This is a genomic window from Streptomyces sp. NBC_00271 (genome assembly GCF_036178845.1).
Lineage (GTDB): Bacteria > Actinomycetota > Actinomycetes > Streptomycetales > Streptomycetaceae > Streptomyces.
The window spans coordinates 7818990-7841322 of record NZ_CP108070.1 but is presented as its reverse complement, the minus strand read 5'-3'; the positions used below and the strand labels follow the sequence as shown (position 1 = coordinate 7841322).

Genomic DNA, 22333 nt, shown 5'->3' with positions numbered 1-22333 from the left:
CCCGACTCCCCCGGTCTCCCGGGCCCCTGGGGAAAGGACGCGACGTCATGTCGGAAGCCGCAATCCACTCTGTCACGGCCCCCGTCGCACGCCCCGAGTTGCTCGCGTCGCTCGATCCGCTCCTACGGGAATGGCTGCCGCGGCAGCGCTGGTTCGCGGGCAAGGGGCGTCCGGTGACCGGGTTCTCCCTGGTGACGGCCAACGAACTGCTGCCCTCGACGGCTCAGCTGGGCCTGCTCCACCTGCTGGTCCGGGCGCACCAGCCGCTCACCCCCGCCCAGGGAGCCGACACCCGGCCCGGCGACTGCTACCAACTGCTCATCGGCGTACGCGAGGCACTCCCGCCGCACCTCGCGCCCGCGCTGATCGGACACGTGGAGGAGGGACCGCTGGCGGGACACACGGTCTACGAGGCACTGCACGACCCGCGCCCCGCCGACGTACTCCTGGAGGCCCTGCGCACCCGGGCCCGCGTCGGCGAGCTGCGCTTCGAACGCGACCGACGCCAGGAGATACGGGGCGATCTGATACCGCGCCTGATCACCGCGGAACAGTCCAACTCGTCCCTGGTCTTCGGAGATACGTTCATCCTGAAGCTGCTGCGCCGCATAGTCCCGGGGGTGAACCCCGATCTGGAGCTGCCCCTGTCGCTCGCCCGGGAGGGCTGCCCCCGGGTGCCGGCGCCGACGGCGTGGATGGCCGCCGACCTGGACGATGAGACGTACGTCCTGGGAGTGCTGCAACCCTATGTCCAGGGCGCGGTGGACGGCTGGGAGCTGGCGCTGAGCGAACTGGCCAAGGAGAGCGAACCGGCCGAGGAGAGCGAACCGGCCAAGGACGGCTGTCGCGGCGGCGAAGGCTTCTCCGGGGAGGCGCGGGCGCTGGGCCGGGCCACCGCCGAGGTGCACACGGCCCTCGCCCGGGCCCTGCCCACGGTCACCCTGGGGCACGTGCAGATGGAACGGCTCGTCGACGGCATGACCGAGCGACTGGCCGCGGCGGCGCAGGCGGTGCCCGCGCTGCGACCGTACGCCGCCGGTCTGCGCACCGCCTTCGAGGCGCTGGCCGACCTGGCCTCCGAGGGGCAGACCTGGACGGCCCAGCGCATACACGGGGATCTGCACCTCGGCCAATGCCTGCGCGCACCCTCCGGGGAGTGGTCGCTCATAGACTTCGAGGGCGAGCCCTCGAAACCGCTCGCCGAGCGCCGTATGCCCCAGCCGCCCCTGCGGGACATTGCGGGGATGCTCCGCTCCTTCGACTACGCGGCCCACGCCGTCCCCGGGTCCCTCGGCTCCGCTCGCGCAGGGGCCGTCCCGCCGGTGCCCGACTGGGCCGACATCTGCCGGGCCGCGTACTGCGCCGGCTACGCGGAGGTCGCCGGCCACGACCCGCGCGCCGATCCCGTACTCCTGCGCGCCTACGAAACGGACAAGGCGATCTACGAAGTCCTGTACGAGGCCCGGCACCGGCCCGACTGGCTGCCGGTCCCGATGGCGGCGATACGCCGACTCGCCGCATCCCCCTGACCTTCCCCACCTCACCCCGCCGAGGAGGCCCTGCCCGTGACGCCCCGCCCCCCGTCCGACGACAGTCCGAAGAAGAACGGTGCCAAAAAGCCGGCGGCCGCCAAGAAGGCGGCGGTGAAGAAAGCGACGGTCAAGAAGGCCGCCGTCCAGAAGGCCACTGCTCAGAAGGCCGCTGCTCAGAAGCCTGCCGGGAGCAAGGCCGCGAAGGATGCGAAGGTCTCGGCGGTCTCCGAGGTCTCGAAGAAGGGGGTCGGGGCGAGGGTTCCCGAACCGCGCGCTGCCGAGCCGAAGGGCGCCGAGCCCGTGGTCGGGGTTTTTGAGCCCGCCGTCGCCGACAGCGCTCCCGTCTTCGCCGGGCTCGAACCCGGTGACCGCGAACGGCTGCTCTCCGGCACGCACCACGATCCGCACGGGGTGCTCGGCGCCCATCCGGTGCCCGGCGGTGTGGCCTTCCTGGCCTTCCGTCCGTACGCGCTCGGGGTGACCGTGGTGACGGACGACCTGCGGGCCGAGCTGCACGACGACGGGGACGGGTTCTTCTCGGCGCTGGTGCCGCTGCGCGCGGTCCCGGAGGCGTACCGGCTGCTCGTCGCGTACGAGGGGACGGTTCAGGACACCGAGGACGCGTACCGCTTCCTGCCCGCGCTCGGGGAGTTCGATCTCCATCTGCTCGGCGAGGGACGCCACGAGGAGCTGTGGCGGGCCCTGGGTGCGGAGCCGATGGTGCACCAGGGGGTGACCGGCACCCGTTTCACGGTCTGGGCGCCGAACGCGCGCGGTGTCCGTCTCGCCGGCACCTTCAACTTCTGGGACGGCACCGGGTATCCGATGCGGTCGCTCGGCTCCTCGGGGGTGTGGGAGCTGTTCGTGCCGGCGATCGGCGAGGGCGAGCTCTACAAGTTCGAGATCACCCGCCCGGACGGCTCCCGCACTCTGCGGGCCGACCCGATGGCCCGGCGGACCGAGGTCCCGCCGCGCACGTCGTCGATCGTGCACGCCTCGCACCACGTGTGGACGGACGAGGAGTGGATGGCGGGGCGGGGGGCCCGTCCGGTGCACGAGGCACCGCTGTCCGTCTACGAGGTCCACCTCCCCTCGTGGCGTCCGGGCCTGACCTACCGCCAACTGGCCGAGCAACTGCCCGCCTACGTCCGCGACCTGGGCTTCACCCATGTCGAACTCATGCCGGTCGCCGAGCACCCCTTCGGCGGCTCCTGGGGCTACCAGGTCACCGGCTTCTACGCCCCCACCGCACGACTGGGCACCCCCGACGACTTCAAACACCTCGTCGACGCCCTGCACCGGGCCGGCATCGGCGTCCTCATGGACTGGGTACCGGCCCACTTCCCCCGCGACGCCTGGGCCCTCGCCGAATTCGACGGACGCCCCCTCTACGAACACGCGGACCCGAAGCGGGCCGCCCACCCCGACTGGGGCACCCTCGAGTTCGACTACGGACGCCGCGAGGTACGCAACTTCCTCGTCGCCAACGCCGTGTACTGGTGCGAGGAGTTCCACATCGACGGACTGCGCGTCGACGCCGTCGCCTCGATGCTCTACCTCGACTACTCACGCGAACCCGGACAGTGGACCCCCAACGAACACGGCGGCCGGGAGAACCTCGACGCCGTCGCCTTCCTCCAGGAGATGAACGCCACCGTCTACCGCCGCGCACCCGGCGTCGTGACGATCGCCGAGGAGTCCACGGCCTGGGACGGCGTCACCCGGGCCACCCATCACACCGGGCCCGGCGGGTTCGGGGGGCTGGGGTTCGGGCTGAAGTGGAACATGGGGTGGATGCACGACTCGCTGAGCTACGTGCAGCACGAGCCGGTCCATCGCAAGTACCACCACAACGAGATGACGTTCTCGATGGTGTACGCCTACAGCGAGAACTACGTCCTGCCCATCTCCCACGACGAGGTCGTCCACGGCAAACGCTCACTCGTGTCGAAGATGCCCGGCGACTGGTGGCAGCAACGCGCCACCACCCGCGCCTACCTCGGCTTCATGTGGGCCCACCCCGGCAAACAACTCCTCTTCATGGGCCAGGAATTCGCCCAGGGCGCCGAATGGTCCGAAGCCCACGGCCCCGACTGGTGGCTCCTGGACCCCGCCTACCCCGCCGAACCCGACCACCGCGGCGTACGCGACCTCGTCCGCGACCTCAACACCGTCTACCGCCACGAACCCGCCCTCTGGCAACGCGACACCGACCCCGCCGGCTTCACCTGGATCGCCGGCGACGCCGCCGACGACAACGTCCTCGCCTTCCTCCGCCACGACGCCGACGGCACCCCCCTGCTCGCCGTCTCCCACTTCTCCCCCGTCGTCCGCCACGACTACCGCCTCGGCATCCCCGAAGACATCCCCGCCTGGCACGAAGTCCTCAACACCGACGCCGCCCGCTACGGCGGCAGCGACGTCCACAACCCCCACCCCGTCAAACCCGAGCCCCACCCCGCCCACGCCCACCCCACCAGCCTCCGCCTGACCCTGCCTCCCCTGGCCACGATCTGGCTCCGCCCCGCCTGACGGCTTCAGCGGCCACGACGAGGGGCGGGGCAAAGGAGCGTGAACTCCTCGCCCCGCCCGGTGGTCAGACCGTCGCCGCCCGCAGCGCCTGAGGCAGCTCGCCCTCGTACACGATCCCGAGCGCCTGCGTCGCCCGCGTCAGCGCCACGTACAGGTCGCTCGTGCCGTACCGCGCCGGTTCGACCACGAGGACGGAGTCGAATTCCAGCCCCTTGGCCTGACGGGGGTCGAGGAGGACGACCGTCCGGGTCAGGTCGGGCTCCTCCCCCGCCGTCACGTCCTCCAGCCGGGCCGCGAGCGAGGTGTGCAGTTCGCGGGGTGCGATCACCGCGAGCCGTCCCTCGGCGGGGGTCAGCTCGGCGACGGCCTTCGCGACGGTGCCGGGCAGATCGTCCCCGGCGGCACGTGCCCACGGCCGTACGCCCGTCGAGCGCACCGAACGCGGCGGTTCGAAGTCCGGGTGCCGCGCGCGCAGGACGCCCGCCGCCACGTCCATGATCTCGGACGGGGTGCGGTAGTTGACGGCGAGGCGCTTGTGCTCCCAGCGGTCCTCGACGTAGGGGCTGAGGATCTCCGACCAGGAGCCCACTCCGGCCGCCTCCGCGGTCTGCGCGGGGTCGCCGACCAGGGTCATCGAGCGGGTCGGGCTGCGCCGCATCAGCAGGCGCCAGGCCATCGGCGAGAGCTCCTGCGCCTCGTCGACGATGATGTGGCCGAACGCCCAGGTCCGGTCGGCCGCCGCGCGTTCGGCGGCGCTGCGGTGGTCGTCCTCCTCGTGCCGCTCGGCCATCCGCTCGGCGTCGATGATGTTGTGCGCGGACAGGACCTCGGAGTCCTCCTCGTCCTTGTCCTCGAACTCGTAGGTGCGGGAGGCGTAGGACACGTCCAGCACGCCCTGCGCGTACGCCACCTGGGCGCGGCGTTCCTGGTCGGCGAGGGCGCGGGCCACGCGGTCGTCCTCACCGAGCAGTTCGGCCGCCTCGTCGAGGAGGGGGACGTCGGCGGTGGTCCAGGCCCCGGTGACCGGGCGGCGGATCGCGGCCGCGTCCTCGTCCGGGACGTATCCCTCGGGGTCCGCGAGGAAGTCGGCGACCAGGCGCTGCGGGGTCAGCCGCGGCCACAGCTGGTCGATGGCCGACCAGACCTCGGGGTTCTCGGCGAGGTCGTCGCGGATCTGGGTGATGTCGCTCGGGTCGAGCAGGTTCGAACCGTCGAAGGGATCGGTGCCGATGCGCTCGGCCAGCATGTCGGTGAGCGTGTTGAGGATGTGGCCCTCGAAGTACTCGCGGGCCACGTTGTGCGGCAGCTGCGCCTCACGGGTGCGCTCGCGGGCGACCTGGACGAGCCCGGCGTCGAGCATCAGGATGTCCCGGTCGTGCTCGATCGCGATGACCGGGTCGGGCAGCGACTGGCGGCTTCGGACCACGGCGGCGAGCACCTCGGCCATGTCGGCGCGGCCCTTCACCGCGGCGGCCCGCGGGGCGTCGGTGGCGGTCGCGCGGACGCCGGGGAACAGTTCGCCGACGGTCGCGAGCAACACGCCCGTCTCGCCGAGCGAGGGCAGTACCTCGCCGATGTAGCCGAGGAAGGCGGGGTTCGGTCCGACGATCAGGACGGCGCGCTTCGCCAGCAGTTCCCGGTACTCGTACAGCAGGTACGCGGCCCTGTGCAGCGCCACGGCCGTCTTTCCGGTGCCGGGGCCGCCCTCGACGACCAGCACGCCCTTGTGCGGGGCGCGGATGATCCGGTCCTGTTCGGCCTGGATGGTCTGCACGATGTCGCTCATGCGGCCGGTGCGCGCCGAGTTCAGCGCGGCCAGCAGTACGGCGTCGCCGGTCGGGTCCTCGTGGCCGGTGCGCTCGTGGTCGCCGAGGTCGAGGATCTCGTCGTGCAGGTCGGTCACCCGGCGGCCGTCGGTGGTGATGTGCCGGCGGCGGCGCAGGTCCATCGGCGTGTGACCGGTGGCGAGGTAGAAGGGGCGGGCGACCGGGGCCCGCCAGTCGATGAGGATGGGGGTGTGCTCGGTGTCGTCGGCGCGGACGCCGATACGGCCGATGTGATGGGTGACGCCGGAGGTGAGGTCGATCCGGCCGAAGCAGAGCGATCCGTCCACGGCGTTCAGTGCGGCGAGCAAGCCCGAACGCTCGGCGACGAGCACGTCCCGTTCGAGCCTGGCCTGCATGGGTGTGTTGCCCTGCGCGAGCGCGTCGCCGACGGAGGCCTCGGTGTCGCCCCGCAGCACGTCCACGCGTGCGTACAACCCGTCGATGAATTCCTGCTCGTGCCGCAATTCATCGTCGGGAAATCCTGTGGTGCCCTCTGCGTTTGCGCCCCTGTTTGACAATTCCGCTCCCGGCCGGATATACTGTGCCCAGTGAACTTCTCCGCGACTCAATTCTCCTGAAGTCGCGAATCATTCAATATACGCAGCGAAATCCCCCGAGCGCAATTGCTCAGGGGATTTTTTAGTTCTGCTGTATATCGGCGAGGTCGGAGCACGCCGGACGGTCAGAGCACGTCGGACAGCTCCTCCAGCAGCCGGCGCTTCGGCCGGGCGCCCACCATCGACTTCACCGGCTCGCCCCCGCGGAACACCATGAACGTGGGCATCGACAGCACCCGGTAGGCGTTCGTCGTCAGCGGGTTGGTGTCCACGTCCAGCTGGACCACCTTGAGCCGCTCGCCCTCCTCGGCCGCCAGGGCACTGAGCACCGGCCCCATCTGCCGGCACGGCGGGCACCAGTCGGCCGTGAACTCCACCAGCACCGGGAGCTCGGCGCCGATCACCTCCGTCTCGAAGTCCGCGTCCGTCACCGAAGCCACGCCTGCCACCTTGATCACCGTGTCCGCCCTTCCAGTTCGCATACGGGTTCCGGGCCGCCCGGAACCTCCGCCTCGGCCGCCAGCTCGTCACGCGCCCGCTCGGCCCGCGCCAGCTGCGCGCCGACCTCGGCCCGTACGGCCTGCAACTCGTCGATCAGCGAGTCGAGCTCGCCCAGCTTGCGCCGGTAGACCGCGAGCGAGGCCGGACAGGAGTCGCCCTCCGGGTGCCCCGCCCGCAGACACTCCACGAAGGGCCGGGTCTCCTCCAGGTCGAACCCGAAGTCCTGCAGCGTCCTGATCTGCCGCAGCAGCCGCAGGTCGTGCTCGTCGTACGTCCGGTACCCGTTCTCGCCCCGCCGCGCGGGCAGCAGCCCCCGCGACTCGTAGTACCGAAGAGTCCGCGTGGTGGTCCCGGCCCGCGCCGCCAGCTCGCCGATTCGCATGCCCCGACGGTATTCCTTGACGCCGACGTCAACGCAAGGGCAGCAGTGGCTTTCGCGGCACCGGTGAAGACAGGACGATCGAGGTCGTCGTGCGCCCCAGTGCGGAGGTCTGTTCCAGGACGTCCTCCAGGTGGAGTGTGTCCGCGACGGCGACCTTGAGGATCCAGCAGTCCTCGCCGACGACGTGGTGGACCTCGATGATCTCCGGGCGGGAGATCAGCTCCAGGGTCCTGGGGTGGCGCAGGGTGTAGCCGCCGTGCGGGTCGACGCGGACGAAGGCCTGGATGCCGTAGCCGAGGAGGGGCGGTGAGACATGGGCGCCGTAGCCGGTGACGGCTCCCGAGGACTCCAGCCGGCGCACGCGCTCGGCGACGGCCGCCGGGCTCAGCCGGACGCGCCGGCCCAGCTCGCTGAGCCTGATCCGGCCGTCGCTCTGCAGCAGTTCCAGGATCTGCCGGTCCACCGCGTCGAAGGCCACCGACGTTTCGTCGGCGCCGGCGCGCGGTTGCCGTGGTTCCTTCGGTGCAGCGGTCGGATCTCCCATGTCTCCCCCTTCAGACGTGACGCGTACGCCGGGAGAATTATGACCACGGAAGCCCGGTGGGTGCGGGAAGTGCGAGGGGGAGGAACGCCGTGCGCGAGATAGGTGTCATTGGCGGAAACCGCTATTTCGGAAAGCGGCTGATCGCCCGGCTGCTGGCCGCCGGAGACCACGTCACCGTCATCAATCGCGGTTCCTCCGCACCACCCGCCGGGTCGGTCCATCTCGTCGCGGACCGCAATGACGGGAATTCCCTGGAGAAGGCGCTGGGTTCACGAACCTTCGATGTGGTGGTCGACCAGGTCTGCTACACACCGCGTCAGGCAGAGATCGCCCGACGGGTCTTCGCGGGACGCACCCGGCGGTACGTCATGACCTCCACCGTCGAGGTGTACGAGTACGAGGACTCGGCGGATCCCGTACGGGAGGACGCCGTGGACCCTCATGCCGTGCCCGTCGACCTCGCACTCCCCTGGGACGAGCCGGAGTTCCTCGAGGGTCACTACGGGGAGGGCAAGCGCCAGGCCGAGGCGGTGTTCGCGGCCGACCCCTCGTTCCCGTACGCGGCCGTCCGGGTGGCCCACGTCCTGGGCGGGGACGACGACTTCACCGGCCGCCTCCAGCACTACGCGGAGCGCATCCGCACGGGCGAGGCGATCGCCGTACCGCCCGTGAACCGCCCGGCGACGTACATCCACGTCGAGGAGATCGCCGACTTCCTGTTCTGGGCGGCGGGCGAGGACTTCACGGGCCCGGTCAACGCGGCCTCCCACGGGCCGCTGACCACGCGGGAGCTGTGCGAGGCGATCGCCGCGCACCTCCCGGACGGCAAGACCCTCCTGCGGCCCGTCGAGGTCGGCGCGGTCTCCCCCTTCTCCTTCAGCCGTTCCTACGGCATGGACAACTCCCGGGCCACCCTGCTCGGGTTCACCTTCGGCGACGCACGGACGTGGCTGCCGCGCGCCGTGGCCGAGACCCTGGGCTCCGACCGCCCGTAGACGATCCTCGCCGGCGCCGTGCGGTGCGGGGGCGTCAGGCGTGCGCGGCCACGCCCGCCGACTCCTCGACCTCCAGCAGAGACGCGCTGTGCCGCTCCTCCTCGAACGCCTTGCGTCCGCCGCGCAGTCCGAAGAGGCGTTTGGCGAGGGCGATGTAGAGGACGGCGAGGATGTTGAGGACCAGGGTGGCGATCTTCAAGTAGCTGACGTGCTCGGTGAGTTCGTAGATCTCCAGGGGCAGGAAGGCGGCGGTGGCGACCACCGTCAGGTACTCCGCCCAGCGCTTGGCGTACCAGAGGCCGCCCGCCTCGACGAGTTCGATCAGCGCGTACGCCAGCAGCAGCGCGGCCACCAGGGCCAGCGTGGAGTGTTTGTAGCCGAAGGACTTCTGGATGGTGCCGACGACCGGCGAGTGGTCGAGGTCGTAGTGGAAGTGCTTGAAGACCGGCCGGAAGACGTCGAGGTTCTCGTCGAAGAGCCGGCGCACCGAGTCCTGGCTGTTGCTGAACTTCCACACCGCGGCCGCGACCAGCACGATGAACACCCCGCGCACGGCCCGCTCGATCGCCAGGAAGCGCAGGATGAACAGATCACGCAGCACCTTGCCGCGCGGCACCAGGGGTGCGTCCTGCGCGGGGCCCGAGCCATGGGGTTCGCCCAGCACGAAGTCGCCGCAGCGCAGACAGCGCCAGGCCTCGCCGAGGCTCGTCTCGGCGCGCAGCCGCCGGCGCAGTTCCGGCTCGCCGGGCGCGTACGTCACATGACCTTTGCGCGCGCACGTCCGCCGGTCCCAGTCGATCTTCATACTCCGTGTCCTCCGCAGAACATGCCGTGCCGTGCCGGTCAGTCCGGCACGGCACGGTAGTGCATGTTCTACGAGACGGAGGCCCGAGGGTCACGGTTCCGAGGCGGGCGAGGATGCGCTCAACGCGTCGCCGCGCCGGTGAGTTCCGGCTGTTCCTCCGCCGCCTGCTCCGGGGTCTCCCCCGGGTGCGCGCCGCCCTTCCGGGGCAGCAGGAAGGCGACCAGCACGGTCCCCACGCCCAGGATCACCGCGCCGATCAGGCTGGTGTGCGCCACCGCGTCCGAGAAGGACGAACCGACGGCGTCCGCCATCCGCTGTGCCCCGTGGGCGAGTTGGTCGGCCTGCGCCTTCAGCTGCGCGGCCTTCTCGGTGTTCCCGGCGTGCCCCGCTCGCGCGGCCTGCTCACCGAGCTGCCGGGCCTTGTCACCGATGCCCTGGGCGACCGCGTAGCCCGCGCCGACCGAGTCCTGCGCCGTGGACAGGGCGCCCGCCGGAAGCTTGCTGCCCGCGGTGGCGTCCGAGAGGTGCGCGGAGTACGAACTCGCCAGCACGGAACCGAGGATCGCGATGCCGAGCGAGCCGCCGAGCTCCAGCGAGGTGTCGTTGACGGCTCCGCCGACGCCGAGTTCGGCCTCGGGGAACGCGCCCATGATGGCGTCCGTGCAGGGCGAGAGCGCGAGCCCGATCGCCAGGCCCAGGATGGTGAGGGGCAGCACGAGATCGCCGTACGAGGATGCCGCGTCGACCCGCGTGAGCAGCGCGAGCGCCGCCGTGCCGCCGACCATGCCCGCGGTCACCGTGATCTTCATGCCGATGCGCGGGGTGAGGTATCCGGTGAGCGCCGAGCCGACGAACACGGCCCCGGCGAGCGGCAGCATCCGCACCCCGGTGTCCAGCGCGTCGTAGCCGAGGACGAACTGGAGGTGCTGGGTGAGGTAGTAGAAGGCGCCGAAGACGGCCAGGAAGAAGAGGGCGACGGCGAGGTTGGAGCCCGCGAACCGGCGGTGGGCGAAGCGGCGTACGTCGACGACCGGGCGCGGGTGGCGCAGCTCCCACACCACGAAGGCCACCAGGCCGGCGCCCGCGACGACCGCGGCGGTCACGGCTTTGACGCCCCATCCGAAGTGCGGCCCCTCGATGATCATGTAGACCAGCGAGCCGATCCAGACCACGGACAGCAGGCCGCCGACGTGGTCGATGCGGTGGTGGTGCGCGGCCCTGGACGGCGGTACGAGGACGAGGGCGCCGACGATCGCGAGCGCGGCGATGGGGACGTTGATCAGGAACGTGGACGACCAGCCGTGGTGCTCCAGCAGCGCACCGGCGACCAGTGGCCCGGCCGCGATGGCGAGTCCGGCGGTGGCGGTCCACAAGGTGATCGCCTTCGCCCGCTCCTCGCGCGGGAAGGTCGCGGCGAGCAGGGAGAGCGTCGCGGGCATGATCAGGGCGGCGCCGACGCCCATCACGGCACGGGCCGCGATGACCCCGGTGGAGCTGTCGACGAGCGAGCCCGCGACCGCGCCCCCGCCGAACACGACGAGCCCCAGGAGGAGCGCGCCGCGCCGGCTGTACTTGTCGCCGATCGCGCCGAGCAGCAGCATCAGCGCGGCGTACGGGACGGTGTAGCCGTCGATGACCCACTGCAGGTCCGCGCTGGACAGGCCCAGGTCCTGGGTCATGTCCGGGGCCGCGACGGTGAGGGCGGTGTTCGCCATCACGATGATCAGCAGGCTCAGGCAGAGCACCAGCAGCGCCCACCAGCGCCGGGCGTAGGGCCGGTCCATCCCCTCGACCGGTTCGTTCATGACGAGACGCATGACTACGGTCGCCCCTTCTCTTCGCTCCATTTGCACAGTGGCGTGCAGTTGCACAACCATGTGCAATGTATCGAGGTGCACAACGCTGTGCAAATCAAGGAGGTGGAGCCCTTGTGGAGGGCACGAGTGATCACCTCGCGCGGATCCGGGGGGCGTGCAGAATGGCAGCCATGACCACGGGTAGTGCCAGCCGCGCGGATGCGAACCGCCGCCGCATCCTCGACGTCGCGCTCGCCGAGCTGCTGCGCGACCCCGACGCGTCCATGGACCAGATCGCACGGGCCGCGGGCGTCGTACGGCGCACGGTGTACGGGCACTTCCCCAGCCGCGAGGTGCTGATCAGCACGTTGACCGACGGCGCGGTGGAGGCGGTGGCCGCGGCGCACGCGGCGGGCCGGGAGAGCGGACGGGACCCGGCGGAATCCCTGGTCCGCTCGACGCTCGCCGTCTGGGAGATCGCCGACCGATACCGGCTGCTGGTCGCCCTCGCCCAGCGCAGCGTCACGGTCCAGGGCATCCGCGAGCGACTCACGCCGGTGCGCGAGGCCTGCGCGGAGCTGCTGCGGCGTGGCCTCGACCAGGGCGTGTTCGAGTCTCCGCTGCCGGCGCCCGCACTGGCGTACGTCCACGAGCAGATGCTGTTCGCCCTCATGGAGGCGGTGAACGACGGCCTGCTGGCACCGGAAGAGGCGGGCCGCTCCGCCGCGATCACCATGCTGACCGCGGCGGGCGTACCCGCCTCCAGAGCCACCGAACTGGTGACCAAGCTGAGCGATTGAGCTCGTCCGACACATACACCGAGCGGCCAGGTCTACGGGGGGAGAACCTGGCCGCCCGGCGGCTTGGGGGGACTTATGAGCCCCGCAGGTGGGGCGCCCCGTCAGGGGCGCGGGGCTGTGTCATCATGCGGCTCCGCCGCGTGGGCGCGACAAGCCACGATCCACACGCGGCCTCAGAACGACCCGCAACCCCTCTTCCAGCGGAGCGCTTACGCCTTGGCCAGCTCCTTCTCGCCGCCCTGCTCCGGCACCTCCGGGGCGACGTCGATCGCGTCGTCCTCGTCGCTGTCCAGCAGAGTCTTCTCGTCGAACGGCAGCTCCCCGGCGAGCACCCGGTTCACCCGCTCCTTGTCGACCTCACCGGTCCACGTACCGATGAGCAGCGTGGCGACCGCGTTGCCCGCGAAGTTGGTGACCGCACGCGCCTCGCTCATGAACCGGTCGATACCGATGATCAGACCGACACCGTCCACCAGCGCGGGCTTGTGCGACTGCAGACCACTGGCCAGGACGGCGATACCGGAGCCGGAGACACCCGCCGCGCCCTTGGAGGCGACCATCATGAAGAGCAGCAGACCGATCTGCTGGCCGATGCTCATCGGCTGGTCCATCGCGTCGGCGATGAACAGCGAGGCCATGGTCAGGTAGATCATCGTGCCGTCGAGGTTGAAGGAGTAGCCGGTCGGCACGGTGATGCCGACGACCGGGCGGCTGACGCCCAGGTGCTCCATCTTGGCGATGAGCCGCGGCAGCGCGGACTCGGACGACGAGGTCGAGACGATCAGCAGGAACTCCCGGCCGAGGTACTTCAGCAGCTGGAAGAGGCTGACCTTGGCGACGAGCTTCGTCAGGGTGCCGAGCACGATGACGATGAAGAGCGCACAGGTGATGTAGAAGCCGAGCATGATCGTGCCCAGCGCCTTCAGCGCGTCCATACCGGTCTCGCCGATGACGGCCGCCATGGCACCGAAGGCACCGACGGGCGCGGCCCACATGATCATGCCGAGGATCCGGAAGACCAGCTTCTGGATGTGCTCGACACCCTTCAGCACCGGCTGCCCCGCACGGCCCATGGCCTGCAGCGCGAAGCCCACGAGGAGGGCGATCAGCAGGGTCTGGAGCACCTGGCCCTCGGTGAAGGCCGACACGAAGGTGGTCGGGATGATCCCGAGGATGAAGTCGACGGGGCCCTCGGCGGCGGCCTGGGCCTGTGTGTGCCCGACGCCCTTCACGGCCTCGGTCAGGTGCATCCCGCTGCCCGGGTGGATGATGTTGCCGACGACCAGGCCGATGGCCAGCGCCACGAAGGACATACAGATGAAGTAGCCGAGCGCGAGACCGCCGACCTTGCCGACCTTGGCGGCCTTGCGTACCGAGCCGACGCCGAGCACGATCGTGCAGAAGATGATCGGGGAGATCATCATCTTGATCAGGCTCACGAAGCCCGTGCCGATCGGCTTGAGCTCCTTGGCGAAGTCCGGCGCGGCGAACCCGACGGCGATGCCGAGCACAACCGCGATGATCACCGCGATGTACAGATAGTGGGTGCGGTCCCGCTTGGCGGCGGGTGCGGCAGGTGCCGTTTGGGTGCTGGCCACGGCTGCCCTCCTTGACGACGTCATCGGCATCATCCGGCGTGCGGCTCACGTCCGGCGGAACCCGGAGTGCGGCCTGCTCCGGCGGGATCCCGCGGTGCGGCTCACTCAGGGGGATCCCGGGGTGCGGCTCACTCCGGGGGATGCGGTGACTATCTCCCGCCCTGTGAGGGCGGTCACCCTTCCGTTCATTTAGTTCACGCTTATATGGAGAGGCAGACTGAACGACATGCGCTTCCTCCCCGTCCCGCGACCCCGCAGCCTGGCCGGCCAGCTCTTCGCCATGCAGGCCGTGCTCATCGCGGTGCTCGTCGCGGGGTACGCGCTGTTCAGTTACGTCAGCGACCGCAGCCAGGCCGAGGACGCGGCGGGCCGCCAGGCCATGGCCGTGGCCCGTTCGATCGCCGACGCACCCTCCGTCCGGGACGCCATCCGCACCACGAACCCCACCAAGGACCTCCAGCCGTACGCGCTCCAGGTACAACGGGACACCGGCGTGGACTTCGTGACGATCATGAACCCGCAGGGCATCCGCTGGACCCACCCCGACGAGACGCTGATCGGCAAGCACTTCCTCGGGCACATCGGGCCCGCCCTGCACGGCAAGTCCTTCACGGAGACGTACACGGGCAGCCTCGGGGCGTCCGTCCGTGCCGTCACCCCGATCCTCGACAACGGCCACATCGTCGGCCTGGTCAGCGCGGGCATCAAGGTCGAGGCGATCACCCAGCGCGTACAGGAACAGGTGACCGCCCTCATCGGCGTCGCGGGCAGCGCACTCGTGCTCGGCGGCATCGGCACCTACGTCATCAACGCCCGGCTGCGCCGCTCCACGCACGGCATGAACGCGGCCGAGCTGAGCCGGATGCACGACTACCACCAGGCCGCGCTGCACGCCGTGCGCGAGGGGCTGCTGATGCTGGACGGGCAGTACAGGGTGGCGCTGATGAACGACGGCGGGCGGGAGCTGCTGGGGGTGACGGACGAGGTCGTCGGACACTCCGTGGCCGAACTCGGGCTGCCCGCACCGCTCACGGGCGCCCTGCTGTCGGCGGAGCCGCGGGTGGACGAGGTGCATCTGACGGCGTCGCGCGTGCTGGTCGTGAACACCTCCCCGGTGTCCGGCGGCGAGCGGCGCGGCACGGTGGTCACCCTGCGCGATGTGACCGAACTCCAGTCTCTGATGGGCGAGTTGGACTCCGAGCGCGGCTTCACCCAGGCGCTGCGTTCGCAGGCGCACGAGGCCGCGAACCGGCTGCACACGGTGGTCTCGCTGATCGAGCTCGGGCGCGCCGAGGAGGCCGTCGAGTTCGCCACCGCCGAGCTCGAACTCGCCCAGACGCTCACCGACGAGGTGATCTCGGCGGTCAGCGAACCGGTCCTCGCCGCCCTGCTGCTGGGCAAGGCGGCCCAGGCGAACGAGCGGGGAGTGGAGCTGGTGGTGTCGGAGGAGAGCGGTATCGACGACGGGCTGCTCCAGACCGACCTGCCGGCCCGTGACCTGGTCACCGTGCTGGGCAATCTGATCGACAACGCGATGGACGCGGCGCAGGGGACGGTGGGGGCACGGGTGACCGTCACGGCTTTCACGGACGACTCCGGCCTGGTCCTGCGGGTCGCCGACACGGGCGCGGGAGTCGACCCCGCCCACACGGAGGCGGTCTTCCAACGCGGCTGGTCCACCAAGCCGGCGGGGCCCGGCGGCCGGGGCCTCGGACTGGCCCTCGTACGCCAGGCGGTGAGCCGGCACCACGGCACGCTGACGGTGGCGGAGGCGCCCGGGGGCGGGGCGGAGTTCGAGGCGCGGCTGCCGTTGCCTACGGTGGCCCCGGGCGCCCCTGCCGCACCCGTGCCGGAGGCCGCCGAAGAACCGGCCCCGGCCACCGCCGAAAGGGCCGCCGCCGAGCCCGAGTCCGCCCAGCACGCCCTGCCTGGAGGCGACGTATGACCGCCGACCCCATCCGCGTACTCGTCGTCGAGGACGACCCGGTCGCCGCCGACGCGCACGTCATGTACGTGGGCCGGGTGCCCGGCTTCACCGCTGTCGGCAAGGCGCACACGGGCGCGGAGGCGCGGCGCGCGCTGGACCGTACGCCGGTGGACCTGCTGCTGCTCGACCTGCACCTGCCGGACGTGCACGGCCTGCAGCTCGCCCGCTCCCTGCGTGCCGCCGGCTATCACGCGGACGTGATCGCGGTGACGTCCGCGCGGGATCTCGCGGTCGTACGGGAAGGGGTCTCGCTCGGGGTCGTCCAGTACGTCCTGAAGCCCTTCACCTTCGCCACCCTGCGCGACCGCCTCGTGCGGTACGCCGAGTTCCACGCGGCGGTGGGCGAGGCGAGCGGCCAGGACGAGGTGGACCGCGCCCTGGCCACCCTGCGCGCCCCCGGCCCTGCCGCCCTCCCCAAGGGCCTCAGCGCGCCGACGCTGGAGCGGGTCACCCGGACGCTGCGGGACAGCGCCGAGGGCCTGACGGCGGCCGGGGTCGCGGAGTCGGTCGGCATCTCCCGGATCACGGCCCGGCGCTATCTGGAGCACCTGGTGGAGGCGGGACGGGCGGCGCGTGCTCCGCAGTACGGGCAGGTGGGGCGGCCGGAGTTGCAGTACCGGTGGGTCAAGGGCTGATCGCGCGGGGCGCCGGCCGTCCGGCAGGACATGCGACCCGGTGGGACTTATGTCCCCCTGGGACATCACACGCGGCCCCGTCTCCGCGAGCCCCGCAAGGTCACGAGCCGCTGCAAGGTCATTGACGTGGACTAGTCCACGCTCTTACGTTCACCGGGCAGACAACTCGGCCACCAATGACGTCGGCCAGTAGGAGGTCGTGCCCGTGCGCCCCACCGCCGCCCCGCTACTCCTCGCCACTCTGCTCACCGCGACCGCGCTCAGCGCCTGCGGATCGGGCTCCGGAAGCGATCCGGACACCGTGAAGGTCTCCTTCAAGCAATCCACGGACAACTCGATCCGCGTCATGGACACCTACTTGGGGGAGATGAAGAAGGAGTTCGAGAAGGCCAACCCCGGCAAGAAGGTCGAACTCGTCCCGATCAAGGCCCCGGACTCCGAGTACTACACCAAGCTCCAGCAGATGCTGAGATCCCCCAAGACGGCCCCGGACCTGGTCTACGAGGACACCTTCCTCATCAACTCGGACATCACTAGCGGGTACTTGAAGCCCCTGGACCCCTACCTCGACAAGTGGCCCGACTGGAACCAGTTCGTCGACACGGCGCAGTCGGCCGCGAAGGCGCAGGACGGGAAGACGTACGGCGTCCCGGACGGCACGGACACCCGGGGCCTCTGGTTCGACAAGGACATCTTCAAGAAGGCGGGCCTGCCCGCCGACTGGCAGCCGAAGACGTGGGACGAGGTGCTGGCCGCCGCACGCACCATCAAGGCGAAGGTCCCCGGCGTCACCCCGCTCAACGTCTACACGGGCAAGCCGGCGGGCGAGGCGGCCACCATGCAGGGCTTCGAGATGCTGCTGTACGGGACGGGTGACGGCACGTCGGACCCGCTGTACGACACGGCGTCGAAGAAGTGGATCGCGGGCAGTCGGGCCTTCAAGGACGCGCTCACCTTCGTGCACACGGTCTACAAGGAGAAGCTGGGCCCCGATGTCTCGGACGCCCTGGACCCGAACTTCCCCACGACCGTCCGCGGCGAACTGATGCCCAAGGGCAAGCTCGGCATCAACCTGGACGGCAGCTGGCTGCCGCAGGACTGGCTGAAGGGCGCGGGGCACGAGTGGCCCGAGTGGTCGCAGAAACTCGGCCTCGCGTACATGCCGACGCAGACCGGCCAGGCTCCCGGCAAGGTGAGCATGTCCGGCGGCTGGACCTGGTCGATCCCCGCCAAGGCGTCCAACCCGGACCTCGCCTTCAAGTTCATCGAGACGATGCAGACCAAGGCGAACGCGCAGAAGTGGTACATCGCCAACTCCGGCATCGCGGTGCGCAAGGACGTGGCCTCCGACCCCGGGTACGTGAAGGCGCAGCCCGGCATCAAGTTCTTCACGGACCTGGTCGCGAGCACGCACTACCGCCCCGCGTACCCGGCCTATCCCAAGGTCTCGACGGCCATCCAGGAGGCCATGGAGGGCGTGACGACGGGTGACAGCTCGGTCGACAAGGCGGCGAGCGGGTACGACGAGGAGCTGAAGACGGCCACCGACAACCAGGTGATCAGGAAGTGAGGCTGCGCCGCACCCTGACCCGCGCCCTGCCCCTGACCCCCGCCGTCGCCCTCCTGCTCCTCTTCCTGGCGGGCCCGATCGCGTACTGCGCGTACATCGCCTTCACCGACCTCCAGCTCACCGGCCAGGCGCACTCGTCCTTCGTCGGCCTCGAGAACTTCCGGACGGCGTTCAAGGACGACGCGTTCCTGAACGCGGTCTGGCTGACGCTGGTGTTCACGGTCCTGTCGTCACTGGTCGGCCAGAACACGCTGGGCCTGGCGCTGGCTTCGCTGATGCAGCGGGCGTCGAAGCCGGTGCGGACGGTCGTGGGCGGGATCGTGATCACGGCGTGGGTGCTGCCGGAGGTGGTGGCCGGGTTCCTGTTGTACGCGTTCTTCCGACGGGAAGGCACGCTGAACGCGATCCTGGACTGGCTCCACCTGCCCACCCAGAACTGGCTGTTCACGCTGCCGATCCTGGCGGTGTCGTTCGCGAACGTCTGGCGGGGGACGGCCTTTTCCATGCTGGTGTACTCGGCGGCCCTGAACGAGATACCGAAGGAGATCACCGAGGCGGCGGAGGTGGACGGGGCGGGTGGCTGGCGCCGTATGTGGCACATCACGCTGCCGATGATCCGCCGCTCCATCGGCACGAACCTGATGCTCAACACCCTTCAGACGCTGTCGGTGTTCGGGCTGATCTGGGTGATGACGAGGGGCGGCCCGGGGAACAGGAGCCAGACGCTGCCGCTCTTCATGTACGAGCAGGCCTTCCAGAAGAGCATGATCGGATACGGCACCGCGGTGGCGCTGCTTCTGCTGGTGGTCGGCTCGCTGTTCTCGCTGGTGTACATGCGGCTGCTGCGGACGGAGGTGTGACATGCCGGTCCGTACGAGACTGAGGTCCCGCCGCACCGGCCGCCGGCTGGCCGCCGACGCGGGCCTGCTGGTGGTGGCCGCCGCCTTCGTCCTCCCCCTGGCCTGGGTGATCCTGTCCGCCCTCGACCCGCACGCGGGCCTCAGGGTGCAGGTCCCGGACGGTCTCACGCTGGACAACTTCGACGCGGTCCTGAAACCGGACATCACCTACACACCGCTGCTCAACAGCCTGATCCTGTGCGGGGGCGGGACGCTGCTCACGGTGGTGTGCGCGGCGCTGGCCGCGTATCCGCTGTCGCGGTTCCGCTCGCGACTGAACCGTCCCTTCCTCCTGACGATCCTCTTCGCGACGTGCCTGCCGATCACGGCGATCATGGTCCCGGTGTACGCCTTGTTCGTACGGGTGAACCTCATCGACACCGTGCAGGGCACGATCTTCTTCTTCGCCGCCTCCCAACTCCCCTTCGCCATCTGGCTGATGAAGAACTTCATGGACGGCGTGCCGAAGGAACTGGAGGAGGCGGCGTGGACGGACGGGGCGTCGTCGCTGCAGTCCCTGGTACGGATCGTGCTGCCGCTGATGGGCCCGGGGGTGGCGGTGGTGACGGTCTTCTCGTTCGTGATGATGTGGGGGAACTTCTTCGTCCCGTTCATGCTCCTGCTGACCCCGGACCAGATGCCGGCGTCCGTGAGCATCAACGACTTCTTCGGAAACCGGGGAACGGTGGTCTACGGACAGCTGGCCGCGTTCTCGGTCATCTACTCGACGCCGGTGATCCTGCTGTACGTACTCGTGGCCCGGCGATTGGGCGGGGGCTTCGCTTTGGGCGGCGCGGTCAAGGGGTGACGGCTGCGCCTGCCCCACCCGCCGAGGCCAAGGCCTACTCCTCCTCCAACTCCAGCACCCCCACCGTCTGCCCGCCGCTCGTCTCTCCGGTCAGTTTGAATCCCAGCCCGAGATAGAAGCCCTCCGGGCCGGTCTCGCCGGGGTGCCAGGTGACCGTGAGACGGGTGCCGCCCCGGCGCCTGATCTCGGCGGCCACGGCCTCGACCGCGAAGCGGCCGTATCCCCTGCCCTGTTCCCCGGCCGCGATGTTCAGACGCCACAGCCCGGAGCGGAGGTCGGTGCCCGCCTCGTCTCCGTCCCAGTTGATGTCGAAGAAGGCCATCAGAAACCCGACGGTCCGCTCCCCGTCCATGATGAGGCGGGGCCAGGCGAGACCGGGATGCACATACGCCTCGGCCAGCGACTTCACGACGGGCGCGACCAGGTGCTCCTGATCGGGGCGGACCTTCAGTCCGATCGCGGTGTCGAAATTGCCAGGGGTGATCTTCTCGAGGCGTGGTGCGGTCGTCATGTCCTCACCCTAGGTGACCGGATCAACCGATTTTTCGACGCACCCTTCGAGGCGCGGCCCCGGCCCCGAAACCCCGGGAGGATCCCACGGGAAGGGGCGGTGAGGGCAGAGCCGTATGTTCGTACGATCCGTGATTGTGTCCGAACAGACCGTAGTCACCACCGCCCCGGCCCCATATTTTGTGCGCGTGCAGCGACCGCAGGCCCATCAGCCCACCCCGCCCTTCAACGCTCCGGCCGCCCGCAGACTGCGGACCGCCCTCGGCATGGGCCCCGAGCACGTCGCGTACGGGATGAGAGCCTCGTACGGGCTGCCGTACGTCACCCCCGACCTCGTCCTGGCCTGGGAGAGAGGGACGACCACCCCCAGTGGGCCCGAACTCACCGCGCTCGCAGGCGTGTTGTGGTGTTCTCCGGGTGAACTCATCGGCGCGCCACGGACGTTGCGCGAGCACCGCGTGTCACGGGGGCTGGCCCAGGAGGACGTCGCCCGTACCGTCGGCCTCGAACTCCTCGCCTACCAGCGGATGGAGGAGGCCGACGAGTGGCGCGGCAACGACCGGCAGTCGGTCGCCCTCGCCGACACCCTCGAACTGTCGCTGCGGGACTTCATCACCGTCACGGGACGCGACGGCAAGCTGGCCGAGCTGTTGCGCAGCGCGGTGACCACGCGCTGGCAGGCGTACGTCCGTCCGGTCGGAAAGATGATCCCGCTGGACCGGCGCCTCCTGGAGGACGTCCTCCAGGAGATGTACACGGAGTACCAGGGGCAGATGGTGGTCACACTCAGCTGGAGCGGCGGATCGGCCGCCGCCGACGCCGACGACTCCGGCCGTGACTTCCTCGACCGGATCGTCGATCACTTCTGGGCGATGGTCCAGAGAGCCACGTACTGAGTCCGCTCGAACCGAGCTCGTACGACCCGAGCCCGTAGGACCCGAGCCCGTAGGACCTAGAAGACCGACTCCGCCTCGTCCATCCGGTCCTTCGGCACCGTCTTCAGCTCCGTGACCGCCTCCGCCAGCGGCACCATCAGCACGTCCGTCCCCCGCAGCGCCGTCATCCGCCCGAAGTCACCCCGGTGCGCCGCCTCCACCGCGTGCCAGCCGAACCGCGTGGCGAGCACCCGGTCGTACGCGGTCGGGGTGCCGCCCCGCTGCACATGGCCGAGGATGACCGGCTTGGCCTCCTTGCCGAGGCGCCGCTCCAGCTCGTACGCCAGCGCCGTACCGATGCCCTGGAAGCGCTCGTGGCCGAACTGGTCTATGGCGCCGTGGCCGTAGTCCATGGTGCCCTCGACGGGGTGGGCGCCCTCGGCGACGCAGATGACCGCGAACTTCTTGCCGCGGGCGAAGCGCTCCTCGACCATCGCCATCACGTCGGACGGGTCGAAGGGGCGCTCGGGCAGGCAGATGCCGTGGGCGCCGGCCGCCATGCCGGACTCCAGGGCGATCCAGCCCGCGTGCCGGCCCATGACCTCGACGACCATCACGCGCTGGTGGGACTCGGCCGTGGTCTTCAGGCGGTCCATGGCCTCCGTGGCCACACCCACCGCCGTGTCGAAGCCGAAGGTCCGGTCGGTCGACGAGATGTCGTTGTCGATCGTCTTGGGGACACCGACCACCGGCAGCCCCGCGTCCGACAGCATCCGGGCGGCCGTCAGCGTGCCCTCGCCGCCGATCGGGATCAGCACGTCGATGCCGAACTCGCGGGCCATGTCCTGCGCGTTCTCGCAGGCCTCGCGGAGCCGGTCGCGCTGCAGTCGCGAGGAGCCGAGAATCGTGCCGCCGCGGGCGAGGATGCCGCTGACCGCGTTGAGGTCGAGGGTGCGGTAGCGGCCGTCGAGCAAGCCCGCGTAGCCGTCCTCGAAGCCGATGACCTCGTCCCCGAAATTGGTGACCGCTCGGTGCACGACCGACCGGATCACGGCGTTCAGGCCCGGGCAGTCGCCGCCTGCGGTGAGAACTCCGATACGCATCGTGCTGTGTCTCCTGCTCGCTGCTGGTACGTGTGAGCCGCTCCGATTGTTTCATGAGACGCAGGGCACCGACGATTC

The 22333-nt window shown here is 70.2% G+C and carries 19 protein-coding genes; 10 read left to right on the top strand and 9 right to left on the bottom strand.

Annotated features, from left to right (window positions below; all coding sequences use genetic code 11):
* Positions 1-47 precede the first annotated feature (47 nt).
* The gene (locus OG798_RS35760) at positions 48-1529 is read left to right on the top strand and encodes a maltokinase N-terminal cap-like domain-containing protein (protein ID WP_328758286.1); all 1482 of its coding nucleotides are present in this window, start codon (positions 48-50) and stop codon (positions 1527-1529) included.
* A 36-nt stretch (positions 1530-1565) separates the two neighbouring features.
* A complete protein-coding gene (gene glgB, locus OG798_RS35755) occupies positions 1566-4064 on the top strand; it encodes a 1,4-alpha-glucan branching enzyme (RefSeq protein WP_328758285.1) in 2499 nt (832 codons plus the stop codon).
* A 64-nt stretch (positions 4065-4128) separates the two neighbouring features.
* Here glgB and OG798_RS35750 read toward each other — a convergent pair whose 3' ends face one another.
* The 4 genes from OG798_RS35750 to OG798_RS35735 form a co-directional block, all read right to left on the bottom strand.
* The gene (locus OG798_RS35750) at positions 4129-6408 is read right to left on the bottom strand and encodes a HelD family protein (protein WP_382138507.1); all 2280 of its coding nucleotides are present in this window, start codon (positions 6406-6408) and stop codon (positions 4129-4131) included.
* Positions 6409-6572: 164 nt separating this feature from the next.
* Complete coding sequence (locus tag OG798_RS35745; RefSeq protein WP_095857766.1) at positions 6573-6887, bottom strand: thioredoxin family protein; 315 nt, start codon at positions 6885-6887, stop codon at positions 6573-6575.
* A 14-nt stretch (positions 6888-6901) separates the two neighbouring features.
* Positions 6902-7330 (bottom strand): MerR family transcriptional regulator, encoded by a 429-nt coding sequence (locus tag OG798_RS35740; protein ID WP_054233164.1) that lies wholly within the window; start codon positions 7328-7330, stop codon positions 6902-6904.
* 28 nt (positions 7331-7358) lie between these two features.
* A complete protein-coding gene (locus tag OG798_RS35735) occupies positions 7359-7874 on the bottom strand; it encodes an Lrp/AsnC family transcriptional regulator (protein WP_179436433.1) in 516 nt (171 codons plus the stop codon).
* A gap of 89 nt (positions 7875-7963) precedes the next feature.
* Here OG798_RS35735 and OG798_RS35730 point away from each other — a divergent pair, with 89 nt between their 5' ends.
* Positions 7964-8869, top strand: coding sequence for an NAD-dependent epimerase/dehydratase family protein (locus OG798_RS35730; protein WP_328758283.1), 906 nt, complete (start codon positions 7964-7966; stop codon positions 8867-8869).
* Positions 8870-8903: 34 nt separating this feature from the next.
* On the opposite strand, the gene OG798_RS35725 is transcribed toward OG798_RS35730, so the two are convergent.
* Positions 8904-9674, bottom strand: a complete 771-nt coding sequence (locus tag OG798_RS35725) for a DUF2127 domain-containing protein (protein ID WP_067369204.1) — start codon at positions 9672-9674, stop codon at positions 8904-8906.
* 119 nt (positions 9675-9793) lie between these two features.
* Entirely contained in the window at positions 9794-11491 is a 1698-nt protein-coding gene (locus OG798_RS35720) for an MFS transporter (RefSeq protein WP_267062863.1), read from the bottom strand.
* A 161-nt stretch (positions 11492-11652) separates the two neighbouring features.
* Here OG798_RS35720 and OG798_RS35715 point away from each other — a divergent pair, with 161 nt between their 5' ends.
* Positions 11653-12270: a TetR/AcrR family transcriptional regulator gene (locus tag OG798_RS35715; protein WP_095852534.1), complete on the top strand. Its 618-nt coding sequence runs from the start codon at positions 11653-11655 to the stop codon at positions 12268-12270.
* A 209-nt stretch (positions 12271-12479) separates the two neighbouring features.
* Here OG798_RS35715 and OG798_RS35710 read toward each other — a convergent pair whose 3' ends face one another.
* Positions 12480-13901 carry a cation:dicarboxylate symporter family transporter gene (locus OG798_RS35710; RefSeq protein ID WP_443053912.1) on the bottom strand — a complete coding sequence of 474 codons (1422 nt, stop codon included), beginning with the start codon at positions 13899-13901 and terminating at the stop codon, positions 12480-12482.
* 193 nt (positions 13902-14094) lie between these two features.
* Between OG798_RS35710 and OG798_RS35705 the strand changes: the two genes are divergently transcribed.
* From OG798_RS35705 to OG798_RS35685, 5 genes are all read left to right on the top strand, one after another.
* Entirely contained in the window at positions 14095-15813 is a 1719-nt protein-coding gene (locus tag OG798_RS35705) for an ATP-binding protein (RefSeq protein WP_267062862.1), read from the top strand.
* On the top strand, positions 15810-16490 hold the full coding sequence (locus OG798_RS35700; protein ID WP_054233170.1) for a response regulator: 681 nt from the start codon (positions 15810-15812) through the stop codon (positions 16488-16490). The genes OG798_RS35705 and OG798_RS35700 overlap by 4 nt, the downstream gene beginning before the upstream one ends.
* Before the next feature lie 199 nt (positions 16491-16689).
* The gene (locus tag OG798_RS35695) at positions 16690-18060 is read left to right on the top strand and encodes an extracellular solute-binding protein (protein ID WP_121414986.1); all 1371 of its coding nucleotides are present in this window, start codon (positions 16690-16692) and stop codon (positions 18058-18060) included.
* Positions 18057-18920, top strand: coding sequence for a carbohydrate ABC transporter permease (locus tag OG798_RS35690; RefSeq protein WP_257038384.1), 864 nt, complete (start codon positions 18057-18059; stop codon positions 18918-18920). The genes OG798_RS35695 and OG798_RS35690 overlap by 4 nt, the downstream gene beginning before the upstream one ends.
* Before the next feature lies 1 nt (position 18921).
* Complete coding sequence (locus OG798_RS35685; RefSeq protein ID WP_095852538.1) at positions 18922-19767, top strand: carbohydrate ABC transporter permease; 846 nt, start codon at positions 18922-18924, stop codon at positions 19765-19767.
* 34 nt (positions 19768-19801) lie between these two features.
* On the opposite strand, the gene OG798_RS35680 is transcribed toward OG798_RS35685, so the two are convergent.
* A complete protein-coding gene (locus OG798_RS35680; protein WP_328758280.1) occupies positions 19802-20278 on the bottom strand; it encodes a GNAT family N-acetyltransferase in 477 nt (158 codons plus the stop codon).
* A gap of 265 nt (positions 20279-20543) precedes the next feature.
* On the opposite strand from OG798_RS35680, the gene OG798_RS35675 reads away from it, so the two are divergent.
* Positions 20544-21173 carry a helix-turn-helix domain-containing protein gene (locus OG798_RS35675; RefSeq protein WP_095857768.1) on the top strand — a complete coding sequence of 210 codons (630 nt, stop codon included), beginning with the start codon at positions 20544-20546 and terminating at the stop codon, positions 21171-21173.
* Positions 21174-21229: 56 nt separating this feature from the next.
* Here OG798_RS35675 and OG798_RS35670 read toward each other — a convergent pair whose 3' ends face one another.
* Positions 21230-22255, bottom strand: a complete 1026-nt coding sequence (locus OG798_RS35670; RefSeq protein ID WP_054233176.1) for an ATP-dependent 6-phosphofructokinase — start codon at positions 22253-22255, stop codon at positions 21230-21232.
* Between the last annotated feature and the right edge of the window lie 78 nt (positions 22256-22333).